The 22805-nt window shown below is 42.2% G+C and carries 16 protein-coding genes, 1 pseudogene and 1 CRISPR repeat array (1 of these 18 running past the window's edge); of the genes and pseudogenes, 6 read left to right on the forward strand and 11 right to left on the reverse strand.

Annotated elements, in window-relative coordinates:
- Window positions 1-44: 44 nt before the first annotated feature.
- On the forward strand, window positions 45-1706 hold the full coding sequence (gene cimA, locus H6G92_RS09080) for a citramalate synthase (protein ID WP_190892955.1): 1662 nt from the start codon (window positions 45-47) through the stop codon (window positions 1704-1706).
- An 84-nt stretch (window positions 1707-1790) separates the two neighbouring features.
- Here cimA and H6G92_RS09085 read toward each other — a convergent pair whose 3' ends face one another.
- The 4 genes and pseudogenes from H6G92_RS09085 to H6G92_RS09100 form a co-directional block, all read right to left on the reverse strand.
- Entirely contained in the window at window positions 1791-3368 is a 1578-nt protein-coding gene (locus H6G92_RS09085) for a mechanosensitive ion channel family protein (protein ID WP_190892957.1), read from the reverse strand.
- 178 nt (window positions 3369-3546) lie between these two features.
- Window positions 3547-3831: pseudogene (locus H6G92_RS09090) on the reverse strand (Rieske 2Fe-2S domain-containing protein); the annotation flags it as partial.
- A 226-nt stretch (window positions 3832-4057) separates the two neighbouring features.
- The gene (locus H6G92_RS09095) at window positions 4058-4549 is read right to left on the reverse strand and encodes a TerB family tellurite resistance protein (RefSeq protein ID WP_190892962.1); all 492 of its coding nucleotides are present in this window, start codon (window positions 4547-4549) and stop codon (window positions 4058-4060) included.
- 1120 nt (window positions 4550-5669) lie between these two features.
- Window positions 5670-5903 carry a hypothetical protein gene (locus tag H6G92_RS09100; protein ID WP_190892964.1) on the reverse strand — a complete coding sequence of 78 codons (234 nt, stop codon included), beginning with the start codon at window positions 5901-5903 and terminating at the stop codon, window positions 5670-5672.
- A 160-nt stretch (window positions 5904-6063) separates the two neighbouring features.
- On the opposite strand from H6G92_RS09100, the gene H6G92_RS09105 reads away from it, so the two are divergent.
- Window positions 6064-8181, forward strand: coding sequence for an NAD(P)/FAD-dependent oxidoreductase (locus H6G92_RS09105; protein ID WP_190892966.1), 2118 nt, complete (start codon window positions 6064-6066; stop codon window positions 8179-8181).
- A gap of 49 nt (window positions 8182-8230) precedes the next feature.
- On the opposite strand, the gene H6G92_RS09110 is transcribed toward H6G92_RS09105, so the two are convergent.
- Window positions 8231-9781: a hypothetical protein gene (locus H6G92_RS09110; RefSeq protein ID WP_190892969.1), complete on the reverse strand. Its 1551-nt coding sequence runs from the start codon at window positions 9779-9781 to the stop codon at window positions 8231-8233.
- 998 nt (window positions 9782-10779) lie between these two features.
- Here H6G92_RS09110 and H6G92_RS09115 point away from each other — a divergent pair.
- From H6G92_RS09115 to H6G92_RS09125, 3 genes are read left to right on the forward strand one after another with little or no spacing between them, the layout of a single operon-like run.
- Window positions 10780-12234, forward strand: a complete 1455-nt coding sequence (locus H6G92_RS09115) for an aminotransferase class V-fold PLP-dependent enzyme (protein ID WP_190892971.1) — start codon at window positions 10780-10782, stop codon at window positions 12232-12234.
- A 49-nt stretch (window positions 12235-12283) separates the two neighbouring features.
- A complete protein-coding gene (locus H6G92_RS09120; RefSeq protein ID WP_242059072.1) occupies window positions 12284-13615 on the forward strand; it encodes a sulfite oxidase in 1332 nt (443 codons plus the stop codon).
- Window positions 13616-13656: 41 nt separating this feature from the next.
- On the forward strand, window positions 13657-14448 hold the full coding sequence (locus tag H6G92_RS09125) for a sulfite exporter TauE/SafE family protein (RefSeq protein ID WP_190892975.1): 792 nt from the start codon (window positions 13657-13659) through the stop codon (window positions 14446-14448).
- A gap of 184 nt (window positions 14449-14632) precedes the next feature.
- On the opposite strand, the gene H6G92_RS09130 is transcribed toward H6G92_RS09125, so the two are convergent.
- From H6G92_RS09130 to H6G92_RS09155, 6 genes are all read right to left on the reverse strand, one after another.
- The gene (locus tag H6G92_RS09130) at window positions 14633-16132 is read right to left on the reverse strand and encodes an Ig-like domain-containing protein (RefSeq protein WP_190892976.1); all 1500 of its coding nucleotides are present in this window, start codon (window positions 16130-16132) and stop codon (window positions 14633-14635) included.
- A 66-nt stretch (window positions 16133-16198) separates the two neighbouring features.
- Window positions 16199-16972: a TIGR03943 family putative permease subunit gene (locus H6G92_RS09135; protein ID WP_190892977.1), complete on the reverse strand. Its 774-nt coding sequence runs from the start codon at window positions 16970-16972 to the stop codon at window positions 16199-16201.
- A 76-nt stretch (window positions 16973-17048) separates the two neighbouring features.
- Entirely contained in the window at window positions 17049-18101 is a 1053-nt protein-coding gene (locus H6G92_RS09140) for a permease (protein ID WP_190892978.1), read from the reverse strand.
- Between the two features lie 740 nt (window positions 18102-18841).
- Window positions 18842-19846, reverse strand: coding sequence for a WD40 repeat domain-containing protein (locus H6G92_RS09145; RefSeq protein WP_190893043.1), 1005 nt, complete (start codon window positions 19844-19846; stop codon window positions 18842-18844).
- A gap of 136 nt (window positions 19847-19982) precedes the next feature.
- Window positions 19983-20276: a hypothetical protein gene (locus H6G92_RS09150; RefSeq protein ID WP_190893045.1), complete on the reverse strand. Its 294-nt coding sequence runs from the start codon at window positions 20274-20276 to the stop codon at window positions 19983-19985.
- Window positions 20277-20644: 368 nt separating this feature from the next.
- Entirely contained in the window at window positions 20645-20815 is a 171-nt protein-coding gene (locus H6G92_RS09155; RefSeq protein WP_012410338.1) for a chlorophyll a/b-binding protein, read from the reverse strand.
- A 437-nt stretch (window positions 20816-21252) separates the two neighbouring features.
- Here H6G92_RS09155 and ald point away from each other — a divergent pair, with 437 nt between their 5' ends.
- The gene (gene ald / locus H6G92_RS09160) at window positions 21253-22344 is read left to right on the forward strand and encodes an alanine dehydrogenase (RefSeq protein ID WP_190892979.1); all 1092 of its coding nucleotides are present in this window, start codon (window positions 21253-21255) and stop codon (window positions 22342-22344) included.
- Window positions 22345-22646: 302 nt separating this feature from the next.
- Window positions 22647-22805: direct repeats of the CRISPR family, unit length 37 nt; unit sequence ATTGCAATTCATCAAAATCCCTATTAGGGATTGAAAC; it runs 1186 nt beyond the window's last position.

Below are 22805 nucleotides of genomic sequence, written 5' to 3' on the forward strand. Positions count from 1 at the left end.
TATTGACACATTGCCTCGAAAGTTGTCTCGTCGGTCCCAGTTTTATGACCACAAATTCCTCACCTCAACTTTGGCTCTATGACACTACATTACGGGATGGCACTCAGCGCGAGGGGCTATCAGTATCGATAGAAGATAAGTTACGCATTGCCCGTAGACTCGATCAACTGGGAATTCCCTTCATTGAAGGCGGTTGGCCTGGTGCCAATCCTAAAGATGTACAATTTTTCTGGCAACTCCAAGAAGATCCGCTAAAACAAGCTGAAATTGTGGCTTTTTGTTCGACTCGACGCCCCAACACCAATGCCGCCACCGAACCGATGCTACAGGATATTTTGGCTGCGGGAACTCGCTGGGTAACGATTTTTGGTAAGTCTTGGGATTTACATGTCACAACAGGCCTCAAGACGACATTAGAAGAAAATTTGGCGATGATTGGCGACACAATTGAGTACCTCCGTTCTCAAGGGCGTCGGATTATCTACGATGCCGAACATTGGTTTGATGGTTACAAGCACAATCCAGATTATGCTTTACAGACATTAGATGCTGCGATCGCATCTGGTGCTGAATGGCTAGTTCTTTGCGATACCAATGGTGGCACTTTACCCCACGAAATTAGCCAAATTGTTCAAGATGTCAGTAGTCATTTGTCATTAGTCATTAGTCAAGAACCAATGACCAAGGATAAAGGGCAAAGGACAATTCCTCAAATTGGAATTCATACTCATAACGATTCGGAAATGGCCGTTGCTAACGCAATAGCCGCCGTTATGGCAGGGGCAAAGATGGTACAGGGCACAATTAATGGTTACGGTGAACGTTGCGGTAATGCTAACCTCTGTTCGTTAATTCCCAATTTACAACTGAAGGCGGGTTACAGTTGTATCACAGAAGACCAGCTCACACAACTTACAGAAGCTAGTCGTTTTGTTAGTGAGGTGGTCAACCTCGCGCCAGATGAACATGCTCCTTTTGTGGGACGTTCGGCTTTTGCCCATAAGGGCGGTATTCATGTATCAGCCGTAGAACGTAATCCCCTAACTTACGAACACATTCAACCGGAACAAGTCGGAAATCGTCGCCGCATCGTGATTTCTGAACAGTCTGGACTCAGCAATGTTTTAGCCAAAGCCCGCAGTTTTGGGATTGAACTCGATCAGCAAAAGGCAGAGGCCAGGGAAATTCTCCAGCGCCTCAAAGATTTGGAGAGTGAAGGATTTCAATTTGAAGCAGCAGAGGCAAGTTTTGTACTGTTGATGCACGAAGCTTTGGGAGGTCGCCAGAAGTTTTTTGAAGTCAAAGGTTTTCAAGTCCACTGTGACTTGATTGAGGGGAAAGAAACTAGCAATGCCTTAGCTACAGTTAAACTCGCTGTTGACGGGAAAAATATTTTGGAGGCGGCGGAAGGTAACGGCCCCGTGGCAGCTTTGGATGCGGCTTTACGTAAGGCTTTGGTGAATTTTTATCCCCAAATAGCAACTTTTGATTTGACAGATTATAAAGTGCGGATTCTCAACGGACATACGGGCACTGCGGCAAAAACTCGTGTGTTGGTAGAATCAGGTAATGGTCGTCAACGCTGGACGACGGTAGGGGTTTCTACGAATATTTTGGAAGCTTCTTATCAAGCGGTGGTAGAGGGCTTGGAATACGGTTTGTTGTTGCACTCTCAAGCGGAGGCAGCCGTGAAAGCTTCTAGTTAACCACTACATGGTGTAAAGGAATTTTACACTTATCAATGAGAATGGGAGGCGATCGCCTCCCATTCTTGTGCAACCTTACTAGTATCAATTCTTGGAAAAACCGCAAATTTCAATTTCTTCTTGACTAAAAGTATCCTTCAATATCTTGCGGAGAACACGCTGAATATGAAGGTGTTTTCCAGGCTTGACTTTTGTCAGCGTCAGCAGCAATAGGTTATTCTCGCCAAAGTTTTCTATTCCAGCTACCCGCGTGGGTTCTATAACATTCTGTTCATCCGCCTTTAACTGCTGTCCTACTTTTTCAACCACCCTATACACATGATCTAAATTGGAGTCATAGGAAACGCTAACTTCCACCCTTGCATATATATACTGCTTGGAGAAATTGATAATTGATCCAATATCCCCATTCCTAACAATCTGCAATTGACCATCAGGATGGCGGACGTGAGTAGTTCGCAATTCAATCGCCTCTACAACCCCCTCAATATTTCTCTCTTCTACTTTCCCAACTTCAACATAATCACCAACCAAATAATAGTTTTCAAACAAAATCAAAAATCCACAAACGACATCATTAATCAGGTTTTGCGCCCCAAGACCAACTGCTATACCCACAATTCCTGCACCTGCTAAAATAGGCGCAGGATCAATGCCAATCAGCTTGAGTATAGTAACTCCAGCAGTAAAGTAAACAAAATATTTGGCAAAACTCCGTATTAAGGGAATTAGCGTCAGCCGTTTCTGTTGCTGTGAATCATTTATATCTGTAGTTTTTAAGTAGAACTCATCAAGAATAAAGTAAACGACTTCAATTAAAACATTGCTAATAAAATAAACCCCAATAATCTGCACAATTATAGGGGTATAAGCACTTATCCAAGCGATAGGTTCTATTTCTGGAACAACAAGATTTACTATGCCAATATAAAGGATGTATTCCAAACATTTTTTGAAGAGGGGAATTAAATGGCGTAAACGCTCGTATAAACGCAGTAGATTGTCAGAACTGGAGTATTTAAGACTCAGTGCATCGAGAGTATCAACGATGGTAGCAACAGCTTTAATAATCAGTAAACCAATTGTAATTATGATGTATATTTTTAAGGCAATGTAAATATATTTGGGAACGACTTCTGGGATGTAGAGAAATCTAGCACAGATGATAAAAGAAGATATCCAGATAGTATGAATAATAATTCTTTTTAAGACTTTAAAAAAAGCCTCGATACTCTCATCGTTAGCTTTTATTTTATCGGCTCTCTTTGCATAATCGCAGACCCAATCTGTACCCTGCTTTAACGGTGGGATGCTAAAATTAACTAGCAATAGCAAACTCACACTTTTCAAGCTTGCCGTAAAAATATTGCTCCAAAATTGAGTAGGAAGACTGCGAATAAGATTAAGTTGAAATTCCTGAAGGTTTCCACCTCGATAAATCACCATCCCATTCACACCAACCAACGCCAGACACATAATCACAGAAATGAAAATTAAAAGTCTGCTGATACTCCGGCGCAGAAAAGTGATATTTGCAGTTCTTCCTTGAAGCCAAGAAACTTTAGTGACTTGCTTGAAGATTATGCCAATTAGCCAGTTAAACAGCAAAAAAATGATTATTAAAAATAGGACTTCGCCCAGGATAATTAGTATATTATTCATCTTGTGAGTATCTGTTGGCTCATTTATTGAAATTGAGCAGGTAAGGGGAGACCGCAAAAAAAAGATACCAGCCGTGTTTCGAGTTTATTCGTTGTGTAGCGTGGATCTTGGTTGTGACGGCTGGTATCTTTTTTCAAGGCTTGTGCCTAACTACTGCAAAAGTGCCTTAAAGTTGCTTCTATCTGTGTGCATGGATGTAGTCCACAAAGTAAAATCTTGGACGAAGCCAGAATCTCAGCCAAGCGTAAGCTCCTAGACCTAGTAGTGCGATCGCAATTAAGGGTAAACCCAGAGTCAGTTGCAATCCATCGGGAAGGAAAGCAACAGCGCAAATAGTAATAACAAAGTAGATTAAAAGCAGTGCTTGCAAGCGTTGCACAATCAAAAGTGCTTCTCGACAGCTACGACAATGTTGGGTGTGTTGTTTGTAGTGATCGAGCATTTGTTGGCGATCACTATTGATATTACGTGTTGGTGGAACATTTTACAAAAAATTAGGGTGTCAAGAATAGGGTGTGGAGTGTAGGGAAAGAAAACGATCTGTGATACCAATTCAAAATGCAAAATTAGAAAAGTCAGATTCTATCTGGGCTTTCTGGTTTGCATGTATGGTACAGAGTCAACACCCCAACCTCACACCCTACACTTACACTGAATCAAACCGATGGGGATGTAGGGGTTCTGCTCAATTAAGCTAAAACATCGGTTTGTAGTAGCGCTTTACGTAATGCAGTTATTGCTTCTTCTGTTTCTATCAATCTATTCAGAGCAAGTGCAATATCATCTTCAACCTTCAGCAGTTTAGCTGCTTTTTTTACAGCTTTTTGCTCTTCAGCTGAGTAATCATCATCGGCACGAGCCATTTGAATTGCATGATACAGCAATGATCTTGATTTCGACCAACTAGGAACATCAACTGAAATTTTATTCAGCAAATTTTCTAAGTCAGCATTTTTGTATTCAAATGTTTTGTATTTCTTTATTACTTCTTCAGGTGCGCCAACAAGACGCTGATGATTTAGTAACCAATTAAATTCGGCTTCTGAAACCTCTCCATCAGCTCCAGCAATAGCGAGTAGTGCATATCCGTAGTTCAGGTATGCTTCAACAGGAGCTTCAGAAATACCTAAGTTCTTTTTCATGAATTCTGAAGCAGGCTGTGTTGTTTGGATATTGCTCATCAGTTACCTCTTTGATTTTTTTGAAATTTACTAGTTGTTTTTTATACCTATCTTTGACAAGCGAAACTAACAAAGACTTGCTCAAGCTTTTCAGGTGCTTGCTGTGACTTGTAAGTAGGGTTTAAAACTTACGCATTGACAATAAATACCAAATATGAGTTGAAAACGATATCTTTCGTAAGGGCACAGCATTGCTGTGCCCCTACAGCATCGTCTATTTACGATCGCAGGACAATTAAGAAAAGCCTGAAAACTTCCTATTTTAGGCAATGCATATCACGATGCATTTGTACAGTGCGTAAGTCCTGAGGTTTTAGTTTCCTAGTAGTTGTGGTTGTTATTGTTTAAGCTCTCCAAATTGCTTGGAATGCATAACACCACACTTAACTCTTCTTAACGTCTCAGACTTTTAATAAGAATGCAAGGACAGTTAAGACAGTTAAGACAGTTAAGACAGTTAAGACAATAAATAAGCTATATAAATTAATTAAAAATTTTCTATAAGTTTTACTTAAATACTTTTCAATGATTCGTGAAAAAGAATCTTACCTAAACAACTAGAGAAAAGAAAAAATCTGATAATGCGTTAGGAACTTGAATCTAACTTTTGGCGTTTAACCGCCCTTTAACCCAATACGCTTGGGTTAAGGAAATTATCCGTTGAGGCCGGTAAGGGTTGCAGGGGAAGAGAAAAAGGCTTATCTGAACCACTAAGAAACTGAAGAATCCACATCACCCTTCATCAGTAAGATTAGCAATGTGTTTAGCGCCGACGATCGCTAGCAGATGAATCGATATGAAACATTGAAATTCCAACCCTCCGATTTACTCAAAAAAACTAGCTGATCTGGCAACTCATCCAGAAGGCTGACCGTTTTGAGTAATTCATCCTTAGGCTGGTTTTGACGCATCTGATTGAGTTTCTAGTGCCCAGTGCTGATATGGTTAAGTTAGTGGCTTCTCTGCCGTAAATGCAAAAATAGCAACCCAATTGTCAATTCCAGACATGTTACTCCTATACCTAAAATGCGTAGGCGCAGCCCGCCGCAGGCATCGCCAACCTTTAGGTGCAGACCTAGAAATATAATGCTGCGACAAAAACTTCATCTTATGCAAGGTTTTAGGAGAACTTTTCCCAAGATTGGGCAACTAATTGGCTTAACCAGCGGCGTTGTTGCTGATCCAGCAGTAGATCATCTGCTAACAACTGAGCGGTTAGTTCTTCCAAAGATTGACCCTGAGCGCGGACAATTTTAATAACTCCAGCGATCGCACTGGCAACTAATTCTTCATCAATCGGCTGTTGTCGCAGGGCAACAATTTCCTGGGGGCTGTCTGGAATGGGATAATTCATGGCGTGGGTTTACAGAAATACAAAATGAACAATAAATTTGACAAATTCTTAAAATTTCTTCACTGAATCTTTACGAAAGTAATAGGGCGGAGTTTACCTTACTTTGTGCCTTCATAAAATCTGTCTTAGTGAGTAGATTGATCGGAGATGTCAGGAAACGATGAGAGAAATCCTTTATTTAGAAGTTCCAATTCCAGATATAGCAACTGTGCGTAGCTGGCTACAAACAGATTTTGAACCTGGAAATGGAGAAAAAGTGCTTACTTCGGAAGGCTTTCGCCTCAAAATGCCCAGTGCTACTACATCGGCTGGGGTGGCTCTTTCCGAAAACTTGCCTGCGGAACTTTCTGTATTTGTCTGGTCGGTGCAACGAACTACCTATCTGAAAGTGTTTCGTTGGGCAGAACAACCCTTTCCCAGTGAGAGACAAATTCTGCAACGCCTAACCAAAGAAATCAGAAACCGTTTTGGGCATCATTACCCAGAACCGCCAGCGATTGATTTATCCCAGCAATCGATTTTTGCAGCGCTAGAATCTGCTTACCCCCTGACCGTCAAGTATTTTCAGAAAATGCCCAACGGTGAATATGACCTAACGCGTGCCTACTGGTGGGAACAACGATGGCGCGAAGGAGTACGGAATCCGCAGCAGCCCCGGCAGGTTGTGTTTTCCACTCAAGGGGATAAGGGAAGAGGTAGGGAAGCAGGGGAAGATAAGACTCCGACTTACGACATCATCTACATTGGTGGCGCACTAGGTGTGATCCATGCAGCAGTGATGGCAAAACTCGGATATAAAGTCTTGCTGGTAGAACGAATGCCCTTTGGGCGGATGAACCGGGAGTGGAATATTTCCCGCGATGAGATTCAAAGCTTGGTTAACCTGGGTTTAGTTACCCCCGCTGAGTTAGAAACCATCATTGCCAGGGAATACAAAGACGGATTCAATAAGTTTTTCGATGCTAATAATCCATCCAAACTGCGATCGCCCGTCCTTCACACACCCACAGTCCTAAATTTAGGTTTAGATTCCGAAAAATGGCTCCAAATGTGTGGGCAAAAGCTGCAAGCAGCAGGCGGCGAAATCTGGGATGAAACAGAGTTTATCCGTGCAGATATTGATATATCACAAGTTTTGTTGAAAGTCAAGCACTTACCCAGTCAGGTTGAGAAGCAAGTAAGTGGACGGCTGCTAATAGATGCAATGGGAACTGCATCCCCCATCGCTTGGCAATTAAATGGTGGTCGTGCTTTTGATAGTGTATGTCCGACAGTAGGAGCGGCAATTGAGAGCGGATTTGAGCCGGAGGTATGGGACTCCCAGTATGGGGACGTTCTTTACAGTCATGGGGATATTTCGCGGGGAAGGCAGTTGATTTGGGAATTGTTTCCTGGAGCAGATGATGAACTGACAATTTATTTATTTCACTACCACGAAGTCAATGCTGAAAATCCCGGTTCCTTGCTAGAGATGTACGAGGACTTTTTCACAATTTTGCCAGAGTATCGCAGGTGCGATATGGACAAATTGGTGTGGAAAAAGCCGACATTTGGGTACATACCGGGGCATTTTAGTATGGGAAGTCGCGATCGCACAGTTGCTTTTGATCGATTGATTGCGATCGGTGATGCCGCATCACTCCAGTCTCCCCTCGTCTTCACCGGTTTTGGTTCTTTAGTCCGCAACTTAGAGCGTTTAACAACGCTGTTGGATACTGCTCTCAAACATGACTTGTTAAGTTTCCGACACTTGAACCAAATTCGCGCCTACCAAAGCAACGTTTCCGTAACTTGGCTATTTTCCAAAGGCATGATGGTACCCACAGGGAAATTTTTACCACCCCAACGGATTAACTCCATGCTCAACACCTTCTTTGGGCTGTTAGCAGACGAACCCCAAGAAGTAGCAGATAATTTCATCAAAGATAGGTGTGATTGGTTTACCTTTAACCGCCTAGCACTCAAAGCAGCTAGAAAAAATCCTGCCTTGCTTTTGTGGATTTGGGAACTTGCTGGGCCTAGAGATTTAGGGCGATGGCTTGGTAGTTATTTCAACTTCGGTCGTCATGCTCTGATTAGTGCTTTGCTGAGTCCGTGGTTCGGGCGTTTCTTGAACCGGGTAGGTTTTTGGCTCGAACCCCGGAATCCAGGCTTGTGGCTGTGGCTATTGGCAATTAATTATGCGATCGCCACAGGTAAGCCGCGATCGCGCGCTCAAGTAGTAAAAGCCAACCCAGAAGCCATAATTCCGAAGTCAGAAGCAAGGATTCTTAATTAGTCATTGGTCATTGGTCATTGGTATTTGACAAATGACTAATGACAGCTAACTATTGACTCTTGGGGCGAAAATTCGGCAGTTCCACAGATGCCAATGATTTACGCCCCTTGGGTGGGCGCTGGGGATAAACCACAGGTGAAGGTGAACTTGTATCATTGGTGTTGTCACCCAATGACTCTGGGGAGAAATCAGTAGCTGACAATTCTAACTGTGACAATTGGGAAACTTCTGACCAGTAGTCTTCAGTTTGTTCAACAGGCATCTCAGTATGAGGTGAAGTAGAGGAAACTGGTAAGTCATTGGTTGATGAAACCACAGAATCTGTCGTCCAAGAAGTGGAGATAGTTACAGAGGGATTAATTTCTGCTTCCAACTGCTCCTCCTGTGGATTTTCTAATTCCTCATCGTCTTCTAGGATTGTTGCTAAAGTCTCCCAGATAGGCGCATCACCCTGATTACTATCCACATCCATTTTCGCCGCGGGTGGTGGTGATACAGATGTTGACTCAGAGGTAAAGAACATTTGGATTAGACTATCTAATTGCTGATCTAAATTTGATGACCCAGAAGTTGAAACAGCTTCTGGTGTATCTGGGGAATCATCAACTTTTGGAGATGGGCTGGGTTCTGGTGGTGTTGGGGTATTTTGCTTAACTGACCAGTTCCAAGAAGATGATGGTGTCGGAGTCGGTTCATTTCTTTGGAATGGGATTGGTGCTGACGGTTCGCCCCAAGAATTATCTAGATTATCCAAGGATTCTGGTTCTGCTGACCAAGGTTGAATTGGCTGGGCGTTAGGAAATAAAGACCGAGCTTTTCTAGAAAATCTTCCTTGTCCACTAGTTATGTCTTTAGGATGTTTTGCAGTATCGTCTAGGGAATCATAGCTAGGAACCGATGTATCCAAACATTTTTCTAGAGCTGCTTTAAATTGCAGCGTCTGGCGTTGTTGTCGCATCAGTCTAGTACGTAACTCCCGACAAACAGTTTCTGATTGCAATAGCTGCTGGGACTGTTCGCTGTTGTTAGTGTGTAACAACGTACATTCTCGCTCTAACTGGGCTAGACGTTGTTGGCTAATTTGTAGCTGTACTTTATAAGTTTCAGTGAAAATTTCCTGGCGTTGAACAGTTTGTACAGCAGTTTCTAATTGTTGAAATAGGGATTTTATCTGTTCTTGAGCCGCAGCCAGTTCTTGAGCATGTTGGTTGAGCATCGACTCAGTAACGCTGGAACGCGTTTTCTGCCACTGCAAAACCTTTTCAGACTCAGCTAGGTTGTCTTTTAGCTGCTCCACTTGCTCATACAAGTTATTGTTAGCCGCACGCAATTCTTCGTTCAATGCCAGCAGGTTCTGAAATTCTGAGTCAATAAGTGCTTGCTTGCCGCTTTCAGGCTCTGCAACCCAGTCCTGCTGGGTGGTATCTTTTGAAAATTGTGTGTCTTCAGCTGGCATGAGGAGTGGCAGTTTTTTCACTGCCATATTGTCATTAGGCACAACTGAGTAAAAGGGACAACTCGCCTGATCTAATTGTGGCGAATTAGCAGAATTTAGGGATTCTATCACAGCCCCCTTGTTTGAGGTGTCAGCTTCATTCATCACTCTTGACCCACCTGCTTAAAAATATTCAGCAGTGCTGGCATTAGCATTGCTTATGAACTCTGTCTAATCAGGGTTTGCTCTAGAAGCTAAGTTTAACTCTCTCTAAGCACCAGCAATTAATCATCAATTGGTGTTACCCATTTTGTATCTAGACTGATGCCGTTATAACACTATGATGCTCTTCCCCGTCAAGACGAGGCGGAAGGGGAACTCGAACCGCCTCTGGTGATAGGCGGGAGAAAAGAGAAACTTGATACTTAAAAACTAAACTGTATTGGCTGATGAAGTTTTTGTATATGAAAAAACTGCCTCACAATATACTTTTTTATTTATAGACGCATCTGTCCTAAGGCCTAAATAAAAATGTATTATTCAATACATTTTTATACAGCCTCATTTATTACTTAGGGCTGATGTCAGTACAAGTATCTACTATTTGATGATAAATCTGTCATTTTAGCGATCGCTATTTAATGCCGGCAAACAACTAAGAACTGCAATGTTAGGAAACAATGACAATTGCGTGTAAAAACGTATGGACTTATTAATTTAACGTATTAAATCTTCTAAGTGCAATCATAAAACTTTTTTAAAGAGTAATCTCAACTTAATATGGGCTATTTTCTCGGTAAATACAGTCCTAGCAAGGAATTGTAGGCTTAGTTAGCGAGAAGCTTTTTATAACAACCTACATTCAATGCATCAAGTTTGTTTAATGACTACAAGAAAATTCTTTAAAGTATACTTGACTACTTGCTAATATTTTTTACAATGTATATAAAATTACTATACATGAATTTTAATTAAGTATTAATTCTGATACCATTTTTAATTAATTTATTAAAGAATAGTTGGAATAACCGAGTTTTCTACTAGTAGCAAAGTAATTATAAAAACTATAGTTACTACGGTTTAATGTGATTATTGTGTTAGATAAAGCGGTGTAGCAGTTAGCCTTGTCCAAAAATTCAAAGTTTAAAATAGGGGTGCTAAAGATGACCGACGTACTTGCAATGGGTGCAAACATAAAGCAGGAAGCTGTCCAATTACCGCTGGTAGCAGAAAATTTTGACAATTTTTGGGACAAAGAAATCAGACCGTTATTTACAGATGAGTCTCTATCTTTCAGGGTGAGAACTCTTAACGGAAAATATGTCAAGTACGTCAACTTGGATAATGGAGCTACAACCACTCCCTTTGCAAACCTCAAGCAGCATGTGGACGAAATGCTTGACACATATGGTAGTGTGCATCGAGGTTCTGGGCAAAAGTCCATCATCACTACACGAGAATATGACGCTAGCCGGAACATCATTCGGGACTTTGTGGGATCATCTTTAGACAACTATGTAATCTTTGCGAAGAATACAACAGAAGCAATTAATGGAGCTGCTACACTTTGGGCAAAAAAACCTGGAAAAATCTTAGTTTCTGATATTGAGCATTCATCCAACCTGCTGCCTTGGGTTACTAGAGACGAAGTTGTGCAGTACAGAACCCAGCAGGATGGAAGTGTAAGTGTTACAGAAATTGAAGATATCTTCAAGGCACACCAAAATCTCCCCGAAGCCGAACAAATTAAGTTAGTAACTATTACAGGTGCTTCGACAATTACAGGTTACAGACCTCCGATTTACGAAATTGCAGCTTTAGCACATCGGTATGGTGCTAAAATATTTGCCGATGTGTGTCAGTTAATTCAGCATGAACGAGTCGATATGCGTGCAGATGATGACCCATGTCATTTAGATTTTGTGGCTTTCTCTGGACACAAGATGTATGCACCCTACGGAACTGGGGTTCTGCTGGGGCCAAAGGAATTTTTTGATAGTTCTTACCCTTATCAAATCGGCGGTGGAAATCTGCCTTATATCACTAGAAACCTAGAGATCAAGCGTTTTTATACAGAACGGGCCCATGACCCTGGAACACCAAACGCTATGGGTGCGATCGCTATTGCCAAGGCGATTGAAATTATCGAAGCCCTAGGACGCGATCGCATTGCTCAGTATGAACACTCTCTAGTTGAATTCACATATACACGGCTTCGGCTGGTTCCTGGAGTTAAATTACATATCCCAGGAGATGATTTAGCCCATGTTATTCCCTTTGATATTGATGGGTTTGATGGACGCTTAGTGGCAGAGATTCTGGCACAAGAATACGGCATTGGGGTTCGGGCTGGGGCTTTTTGCACTTATGAATATATTCGCAAACTCAAGAATGTTTCGGATGAGCAAGACTACGAGATTGCTCAGGAAGTAGACAGAGGAATTACGCGTAACATTCCTAGTATTATCCGAGCTAGCTTTGCTGTATATAATACATTTGAAGATTGCGATCGCTTTATAGATGCGATCGCTCAAATAGCTAAAAACGGATTAGCTCACTATTTGCCCAGCTACACACAAGATGAAATAACTGGTGTTTGGACAGCAATAAACAGTTAGTCTCATCTCTTTTTCTCGCCAAAAGATATATGAAAGTAGGGGCACGGCAATGCCGTGCCCCTACCGAAAATTACAAATCATAGGGGGTAATAGCTTGAGCGATGAAAACCTCTTTGACCAGGAGGATTATCTACAAGCACGGGTTGATCAGTACATCTGGCAAAAAAGTACAGATGCAGGTATTCCACGCCAGCGCTTTCTAAAGATACTAACCACTATGGTTGGTGCAACAGCCATTGGAGGGTTAGCTAAACCTGCACCTGCACACAGTCAGGCAGCTGTTAAAACCAAGGGCAGCAAAATACTTAAGCCATTGCCACCAGGGTATATCTCTCATAGCAGAGGCACATTAGAGATGAACTGGGAAGCGATGTATGGGCGTGGTTATTTAGTACCAAATGATTGGTTCTATGTTCATAACCGCAGTACACCTCCTCAGTTTGACCCCTCTACATGGCGTTTGCAAATTCATGGAACTGGCGTTTCTGCCCCCTGCGAGTTTACCTATGATGAAATCATCGCTATGCCCTCCATCTCAGTCACTTGTGCTATTGAGTGTGCTGCTAATGGTCGGCGCTTCTTTGAAGAGGCTTACAACACACCACTCTCTGGCGCACGATGGAGGCTTGGGGCTATTGGTGTGGCTGAGTGGACTGGTGTACCACTTGGCATATTATTAGAGCGGGCTGGACTGAAATCCACAGCAAAAGACGTACTCGTTGAGGGCGCAGATGTGGATTCGCTGGACTCAAAGGGGACGAATAAATCCAAGTTCAATAATGTAGTTCCGATTAGCAAGGCATTAGCAGATAACTCGCTTCTCGTCTATGCAATGAATGGAGAACCATTACCTCCAGATCACGGTCAGCCATGCCGTGCCTTATTTCCTGGTTGGGGAGGAAACGCCAACGTTAAATGGATTGAGCGGATTGAGGTTTCTGAAACACCGATATATACCCAGTGGGTAACGGAACAGATGGTATTGGTTGGTGCAGACTACCCAGCGATCGCCCCGTATAAAGGTAAGCTGATTACCTACCAAAATGTTAAGAGCGCCTTTGAGTTGGCTTGGCCAGCTACGCTTTCTGCTAGAACTCACTTACTACGTGGACGTTCTTGGTCTGGGAAAGGAAAGATTGTCCGTGTACAAGTTAGCCTGGATGGTGGTAAAACTTGGCAACTTGCACGATTGAGAGAACCAAACTTTCCATTTGCATGGGTACGGTGGGACATTGAGTGGAACCCACTTCCTGGGAAATATTTTCTCCAAGCTATTGCTACTGACAATTTAGGTAATACACAACCGAGTACAGTTCCGTGGAATGATTCTGGATTACTCTATGGAGGCGTTGTTAGTCATCCAGTGACAGTACAAGGTTAATCACAGCAAATCAGTTCTCTAGAAAAAGACCTATTCTATTTATGATTGATTTTAGTTGGTTGATTTTAGTAACTGGAGGCCTAATATCTGGAGTCATAGCTGGACTTTTAGGAATAGGTGGCGGTATTATCACAATTCCTCTTTTAGTCACACTAGGTTATACTCCCATTCAGGCGATCGCTACTAGTAGCCTTGCTATTGTGATTACTTCAATTTCTGGAAGTTTGCAAAATTGGTGGATGGGTTACTTTGACTTTAAACGAGTAACTTATTTAGGAATTCCAGCTTTCCTAACTACTGGAATAGGTGTCTATTTTGCTAATAAAATTCCATCCTATATAATACTCTTTACATTTGGTATCATACTACTTGCTAATATCTATTTGATTGAGCTTCGCAAGCAATTGGCTTTCAAGGAAATAGAGAATACAGCCCTAGTCTTTAACCCACTAGTTTCTAAAATTGGCACAGGGGGAGCAGCCGGAATTTTAGCAGGTTTGTTTGGCTTAGGTGGCGGTACGATTATGGTGCCACTGCAAATGTTACTACTGGGAGAAGAAATTAAAGTAGCAATTCAGACTAGTTTGGGCGTGATTGTCATCACTGCTTTAGCTGCCTGTACAGGACACACATTAGAGGGAAATATTCTATTTGCTCAAGGTATAGTTTTGGGATGTGGCGGTCTTTTAGGTGTTCAAATGAGTACTCGCACATTACCAAAACTACCAGATTCTACTGTAAGCTTAGTGCTTCGTATCTTCTTAGGAATACTATCAATCTATATTTTTTGGGAAGCTTGGATAAACTATCAACAAATAATTACTAATTCGTAATGACGATCGAGGACTCGCTACCGCTACGCTAACGTAATTCGTAATTCGTAATTACATTTGTGGTTCGTTTTTATCCTCTGTGGTAAGTCGCAATCCCATATGTAAATTAAACTTGCACATTTGGGATGTTCTCAAAACCAGTGAGAGGCTTGCTACTCACAATTACGAATTACGAATTATTATCTCAAGGTAGCCACCGCGGACGAAATCCGGCTAAGGGGAGTTGTTCTGGTCTAATTTCAACAGTCGCAGCATCGGCGATGGGCAACAAAGGCATTAACCACAGACTACTGGTTGCGATCGCATCTCCATCATCAGTTTTCAAAGTGTTTGGGGGTAATGATGCTGTCGTATTTGTTTGCGGTACTACTTGGTCAAATAACAAGCCTAAACCATCGGCAGATAAACTCATTTGCACATTCCGTTGAGCGGGAGGCAGTACTAGCAGTGGCTTCTGTTGCCCGGTTTTCAGATCGATTGCCACCACATAAGGCTGTTCTATGTATTGTTCCTTGGATACTAGCTGTGTCAGCAAGCAGTAGATGGTAGGTGAGGCAATATCAAATTGGCAGCTGAGAATTGAGCCTGTTGTTTTTAATAGTTGTTTCTGCACACCTTGGTTTGTCACCAAAAACAAATCTCGTGTGTAATCTGTATTAAACTTTACCATCGCCGCTTGAGAGCCATCTTTGGAGAAAGCCTGTACCAAACCAAACTGCGGTAGAAAATCTAGGGGTTTACTGGCATCACCTTGCAGTGGTAGGATAGCCGCTCCCTGTCCTTGGGCAACTGCTACGGCTTTACTATCTGGGGTGATCATAAAGTCTCCCCCAGGTTGGCTTTCCAAACGTTTAGGGGTGGGTTTTTCTGCTGAAGCGTCGCTGGTTGCTGGCATAAACCATAGTCCAAAGTCGCCGGGATTAGTTTTGTTTCCCCGCTGGATCACAATAGTTTGCCCATCAGGTGATAAGTCAAATTTCAGGTTTTGATAATCTTTGCTATCTAAAATCAGGTCAACTCTACCTGCTGGTTCTACTTCTTGTCCAGATTTACCAGAAACGCCTGTTGTCACTGTGTAAAGTTGGGCTGATAGTAAGTCTTGGTTATTGGTGGTACGAGCAGAAAATAAAATTTTCTCCCCATCAGGAAACGACTCAAAGTCCATTACTATCAGGTCTTTGGGGGTAAGTAGCCTTTTTTGTTCTTCGGTTAAGTTGTAAAGAACTAATCGTCCCTGTTCTTCTTGATCGGTTCCTATGTAAAGAATGACGCGATCGCGTGTGCGGAAGCTACCTGTAAAGGGCTGTATTACTCGATTTTTGCCTTCTTGCTCCGCAAACTGATCTTTGGCTCCCTGCAACTGCACTTTATAATTCGTGCCATAGGGTGCCGGTGTCACCAGTGTATAAACCATCCGCCGCCCTGCCCAACTGAATTTACCTGCTAGAGGTGGCTCGATTTTCAAGTTCTCCTCTACACTTTTTACTTCCATTGGGCGACTGAAGGTGAGGGTGAAGGAGTTATCTTCTGCCCCAATTTGTTGATTTTGCCAAGTAAATTCCCGGACACGAGCAGTTATTACATCACCTTGCAATACAAGTAACCCAATCAGCACACTCAGCAGTAGCATCAGTGCGATCGCTATGCGATCCAGTGGTTGGATAAATGCTTTAGATTTAGTCATTTGTCGTTAAACGTTGGGCATTGGGAATTGGGCATTAGGCATTGGTCATCAACAAATGACTAATGACTAATAACTATAAGGATTCTGTGGTTGAGGAATTTTTTTGAAAGAGGTAGCGGCAATGGTAAGTTGGCGTTTACCTGCCAAATTTTCTGTCACCATTTGTCCTTCAACTTCCAGCCAGGTATCAGGGGAGTAACGCTCTTGATTATTTTGTAGTTTAACGGGCAATCCCACAGGGTAAGCATCTGCTGCACAGCAAGTTAAGACAAATCGTGCTAAAAACAAATATTCTTTTCCTATATCCGGCGGGTGGATCACAAATCCCTGCACCTTGACTTTTTGCCCTGTATATGCATCTGGCTCTGGATAGACATTGACGGTGCGTACCCAGTCTACAAGCGATCGCTCTTCTGGACGAACAGTAACCCGAAAAGCTTGGGGTTTAACACGTGTGCTTCCCAATAAATCAGATGTCACACCCCTTTGGAGTGCTTTGTCACTAGCAAAAACTTGCGGTGTAATGATAAAACCCAGAATTGCCGTAGTCAACAACAAAGCACTGCCCCAACCAGGGGGAAATAAACTAATATGCTGGGTGTTTGGCGTAACATTACGGCGACGCCTTTGCCAAAGTTCCTGCATCTTGAAGAAACCAATAATGATGAAACTGATACCAGCCACAATCACTAACCAAAAGTAATTTGGGTGAATCAACAGGTTCAGCTTGTTAGTTAACCAATATCTCAACATCAAAACGCCCCAAGCTGTAATTGCTAAAGCATCCAGCCAAGGGAGTAACTGATTTGGAATTTTAGATTTGGGATTTTTGTTAGCCATTTCTCATTAGTCATTAGTCATTAGTTATTGGTCATTAGTCATAAGAAAGGAGAAATGACAAATGACAAATATTTTTTTAAAAGACGTGCAAGTTCAGGAAAAGAGTGAACAAAAATGTCAGTTGTGCTGCTAAAGCAAATAAGTAAAAGATAGTTTTGGGTTTAAAAATAGATAACATCAAACCAACACTTTTGATGTCAATCATTGGCCCAAACACCAGAAATGCCAACAATGAACCGCTGCTAAAGGTTGAGGCAAAAGATAAGGCGAAGAAAGAATCGACTGTAGAACAAATTGACACCACTACTGCTAATATCAGCATGACCACAATTGAGCTAATGGGGCCAGCCCCCAAACTGAGAATTAATTCGCGGGGAGCTAGGACTTGAATAGCAGCAGCGATCGCACTTCCTAAAATCATTACTCCGCCCAATTCCCGCAATTCTTGGATGCTATTATCCACTACTAAGCGCAGTTTATCTGCAAGCGGTTTACTGGCAGTAGAAATTATGGTAGGCGGTACCACATTAGGATCTATCCGCACAGGTATACCTGCTTTTCCTCCTAAGATATAAGTCCCCGATTGCAAGAGATTCGGTACTGTTGCTTCCTCTTGTACTTGGTAACGCTTACCACGGCGTTTGGTTTCAGGTTGTGCGGGTGGATTATACTTCAAATAACGAGCGATCGCGGGTTGGACTATGGGATTTAAGTCCTTTTGAAAACTGAAAACAAACCCGATAATTGTGGCTATTGCTAGAGAAAATACGACTCGTAAGACTACTATTTCTGGCTGATCTCGAAATGCTGTCCAAGTTGCCCAAATTACAACTGGGTTAATTGTTGGTGCTGCTAGCAAAAAACCAATTGCGACTGGTGTGGGTACTCCCTGAATTAGGAACCGCCGCGCTACCGGTACATTCCCGCACTCACACACCGGAAATAAAAAGCCGATCATGCTGCCAACTAAAGCACCTAACAGCGGATTTTTGGGCATTCTTTCTACTAATTTGCGCTCATCAACAAAAAATAGCAGCAAACTGGAGAATAAAACCCCAAGAAGCAAAAAAGGCATCGCCTCGACTAGCAGACTTAAAAATAGCGTAAAACCATTGTTCAATTGATTCATGGGCGTCGCAGTCAAAAGCGGTTTTGAGTTTTAGGGTTCTGCCTAGTCATTCTATCGAAATGGGGATCAAAAGCAGTTCGGGAAAATTAAACATTATTTAAGTAGCAAGTTGTTCTACGTTGGAACTAACGCTTAAGCGCTACAAACCTTTGCTTCAGCCAAGATAGTGATATTTACCTGAGTGCATTTACTGACGATGACCATTTCTAAGATTGTCTAAGTTCAGAAATTGTTCCATTCTAGAGGGCAAGTAGCTGCATAGATGATTTTAAATTACCTATGTTTATACTTACAGTAATTTGCTGGATAAGATATTAGCTTGGCTGTATTTTCATCAAGTATTCACAGTTATTCAACATTTGGGGATCGCTCTTGGTTGCTACTATCATTAATTTTGTGTAGTTCTGGCAAAATGTAATCTGAGCTTTGGTTGATTTTGTACTATAAAAACTCTAAAAATGCAAGACCAAAATTTAGCAAACATGGTAAATTCTGATAACTCTTTTGTCTAAAAATCACCATTAGGGTATAAACCTGGACGGTAGCCAGTACAACGGAGAATCCGCGGGGTGAGCTAGCACGATTGGGGAAACCCCTATGAGTGACTGACTTCGCGTCTTCCAATGGTGTTAGTCGCAAGTCCCTAAGCCTCAGAAGGAGTATGAAAATCTATATCCCCGACTTCTTTAAGAATTCGGGGATATAGTTCACTAGTTCATGATTACTTTGTGCAATCACTGTTAATTACGTTTTGGTGGAGTTCCCCAAATCTTGATTTGTTGATCAAATCCGCCACTGGCAAGAATTTTACCATTGGGACTAAAAGCGATCGCACTCACCCAATCTGTATGCCCACTTAGTGTATTTATTAACTCACCTGTAGCTAAATCCCACACCTTAATCCCATCTCTGCCGGCACTAGCAAGGGTTTGTCCATCGGGGTTAATGGCGATCGCATTCACCCAGTTATTATGTCCTGTAAGGGTGCGGACTAATTCTCCAGTATTAATATTCCACAGTTTGACTGTGCGATCGCGGCTAGCACTAACTAATTGTCCATCTGGTGTAAAGATAACAGCGCTAACACCATTAGAATGAGCTGCCAATTCACTGATTAATTTACCAGTACTCAAATTCCACAGCTTGATTACACCCTTATTGTCACCACTAGCCAATGTCTGTCCATCAGGACTAATGGCTAGGGTATAAATCAAATTATCAAAGCGTACTAGAGTCCCTAGAGGGCGTTGCTGTAGCAAATCCCATATCCGAATCCCATCCAAAGCTCCACTGATGAGAACTTTACTATCAGGAGATACTGCTAAAGATAATACGTTACTGGTATGTCCTACAAAAGAGCGGCTAAATTTAAAATTCTTCAGACTCCAGAGGTTAATCGTATTGTCATTACTACAGCTAACGAGGGTTTGCCCATCTGGCGAAATCACTAAAGATTCTACGGCTGTTTTGTGTGCTTTGTTAATATCTGCCAACTTTTTGCCATTTGCTGGATTCCAGAGGCGAATTATACCTTCGTTTTCTGCACCTCCACTCACCAGAATTCTGCTATCTGGACTGAAAGCGAGAGATTTAACAGTTCCGTTATGTCCTCTGAGTGTGTAAAGTAGTTGGGCATTACCAAAGCTACTGGTAGTTTGGGAGTTTGGCGTTACTTCGATGGCAGCATGAGCTTGATGAATGTAAAACCCTTCCCATGTAGTCACTGGGAGGGCAACAGCTGCCATAAATGCCAGAATAATATCCGGCCGCAGAAAATTAGGCCCACCTCTTCCCTCACTCCTCACACTTTTTCCTCACTTTTTATAGATACGGTTACCCCAATACATTTTGCAGAGTTATTAAGTAATAACTCTGCACTTCCTAAAGAGGTGGTTTTTTCTTAGAAACGCTTAACATTGGTAAAGGCGCACTAGAAGAACGAGTGGGCAAATAATGTTGCACTACAGGCTCCTCTGGGAGAGGACGACGCTGCTGGATACGCCACAACTTAAAGCCGAGCGCTATTCCTGCCGTTCCCAAACCAAAAGCAAACAACGACCAGCTATCATTAAATCCACCAATCAGGGCATCTATAACGCCCATCGTCATAAATACACTGATTAGTGGCTCTTTTCGGTAGGTTGACTTCAAAAAACGAGGTAATACAGCATTCATCACAGCTTGGTTGGTTCCAGTTCACCTTTTGTGTATATTTACCAAGAATACCTCACCCGTAATTTGCCTTTCTCATCCAAGGCAGACACTAATTATGATTTTTTTAGTAGGGGAGGAAGTTTACTCATTAATCGCCTTGCATATACTAGTTGCAAGTCAAGTCTATGATATTTCAATCACTAATAAATATTTCGATTCCTCTCTTGCTTACATTCTAGGGCAATTATCTATGAATAAGTCTAGTTAAAGTATCTAGGGCGAAGGACTTCGCTATTAATTGTTAAAGTCAAAACCAACTGGTGGTTCCAGCTGGTTGAAACTCTTTTAACTACTAGCTTACAACTTCTACCTTGTGCTGGTTAGTCGCACTACTTCAGACCCAGCCATGATAGCACCCCTTGATTAGTGACATATTCAATCACTAGCATCAAAGCGAAGCCAATCATTGCTGCTCGACCATTCAAGCGTTCAGCATATTCGTTAAAGCCAAACTTAGGCTCCTCTAGTTTAGGTGTAATCGTTGGTTGTGTTTGTGTCATTTTTAAGAAACCTTTTTCGGCAAACGGGACTTGATATCAGACTTCGCAGCAGAAGTCGGGGAAAGTGGTAATAAGCGGTAAAGGTTAAAGGAATAGATTCGTTTTCTCCCCTTAACTTTTACCCTACAATTGGTAGCTTAAAAGCTGATTACAGTGCTTGAATACCAAGATGACTTGAGAAATTCAGCAAAAGCTTCCTAGTCGGGAGCTATACAATCACTCTTTTAATAAATTGTTACTATTCTTTATATATTGTATAAATACTGGGGCAATAGTCAAGGGCAAGAGTTTGGGCTACTCAGATTGAATTGAGAAACTTAGAACAGAGATTAGCTATCTCTAATACAGCTATCTCTAATACTGAAGTAACAAGACAGAAGTAGCAAGCTTGAGATTGGCAGGCTACAGTTAAACAAAAAAATTATCAGAGGCGATATATGGAAATCGGCGTTCCCAAGGAAAATAAGGATCAAGAGTTTCGGGTAGGGTTAAGTCCTTCTAGTGTGCGGGTGCTGCGAGAAAATGGTCATAGCATCTTTGTTGAGACGCAAGCGGGTAATGGTGCTGGATTCTCAGATGACGACTACAGAAGTGCTGGAGCCGAAATTGTCCCCACATCAGAAACGGCTTGGAATCGAGAATTGGTTGTTAAAGTCAAAGAGCCACTAACATCTGAGTATAAATTTTTGCAGAAAGGGCAGATATTATTTACTTATTTACATTTAGCAGCCGATCGCAAATTGACAGAGCATTTAATTGATTGTGGCACTTGTGCGATCGCTTACGAAACTGTAGAACAACCTGGTGCTAACAGACTACCCTTGCTCACCCCCATGAGCGTGATTGCTGGTCGGCTAGCAGTACAATTTGGGACCAGATTTTTAGAGCGTCAACAAGGTGGTAGAGGAGTCCTTTTGGGCGGTGTACCTGGAGTCAAACCGGGCAAAGTAGTAATTTTAGGTGGCGGCGTTGTTGGCACAGAAGCAGCTAAAATTGCCGTGGGCGTAGGTGCTAGCGTCCAGATTCTAGATGTGAGTGTCGAGCGCTTATCTTACTTAGAAACCCTCTTTGGCTCTAGAGTTGAATTGCTTTACAGCAACTCTGCTCATATTGAAGCCGCAGTCATTGAAGCCGATTTGCTGATCGGTGCAGTGTTAGTGTTAGGACGTAGAGCACCAATACTAGTATCCCGCGAATTGGTTAAACAAATGCGTCCTGGTTCTGTAATAGTTGATGTTGCTGTTGACCAAGGCGGTTGTATAGAAACTTTACACCCCACATCCCACACTAATCCAGTATACATTGAAGAGGGTGTGGTACATTATGGCGTTCCTAACATGCCAGGAGCAGTACCTTGGACAGCAACCCAGGCACTTAACAACAGTACATTACCTTATGTCATCCAATTAGCGAATTTGGGAATTAAGGCACTGGAAGTTAACCCAGCATTAGCTAAGGGTGTGAATGTGCAGAATCATCACTTAGTGCATCCTGCCGTACAAGAGGTATTCCCTGATTTGGTAAATTAAGGTGTGCAAGTATTAAGCGATCGCTTATTTTAATAGAGCTAGTTCTCAAGAATCAGACTAATTTTCTTACCAAATGCGCGGATGGGTAGGTGTACAAAATGAGAAGGGGCAAAAAAAGGCTGGACGCTCCATCTATACAAGACTTTCAGAGCAATTGTACTTTTAAACCATCCGCGCACCTTATAGGGACTGGTTTTCAGCGATTTGCATCTGGTGCTATGACTATTCCCTATGTTATGATTCAGTGGTTCGCGCAACTGCACCTTGAAAACCAAATACAGCAGCACTTTCAGACACCAGCGATTGCAATTCATCAAAATCCCTATTAGGGATTGAAACTTGGCAATCATAACTTTCTGTGCAATAATTGGTTATTGCAATTCATCAAAATCCCTATTAGGGATTGAAACAGTGATTTCCAATTTCTAGCATTAATAAAAACTCCAAATTGCAATTCATCA

The sequence above is a fragment of the Nostoc foliaceum FACHB-393 genome (genome assembly GCF_014698505.1).
GTDB classification, from domain to species: domain Bacteria; phylum Cyanobacteriota; class Cyanobacteriia; order Cyanobacteriales; family Nostocaceae; genus Nostoc; species Nostoc foliaceum_A.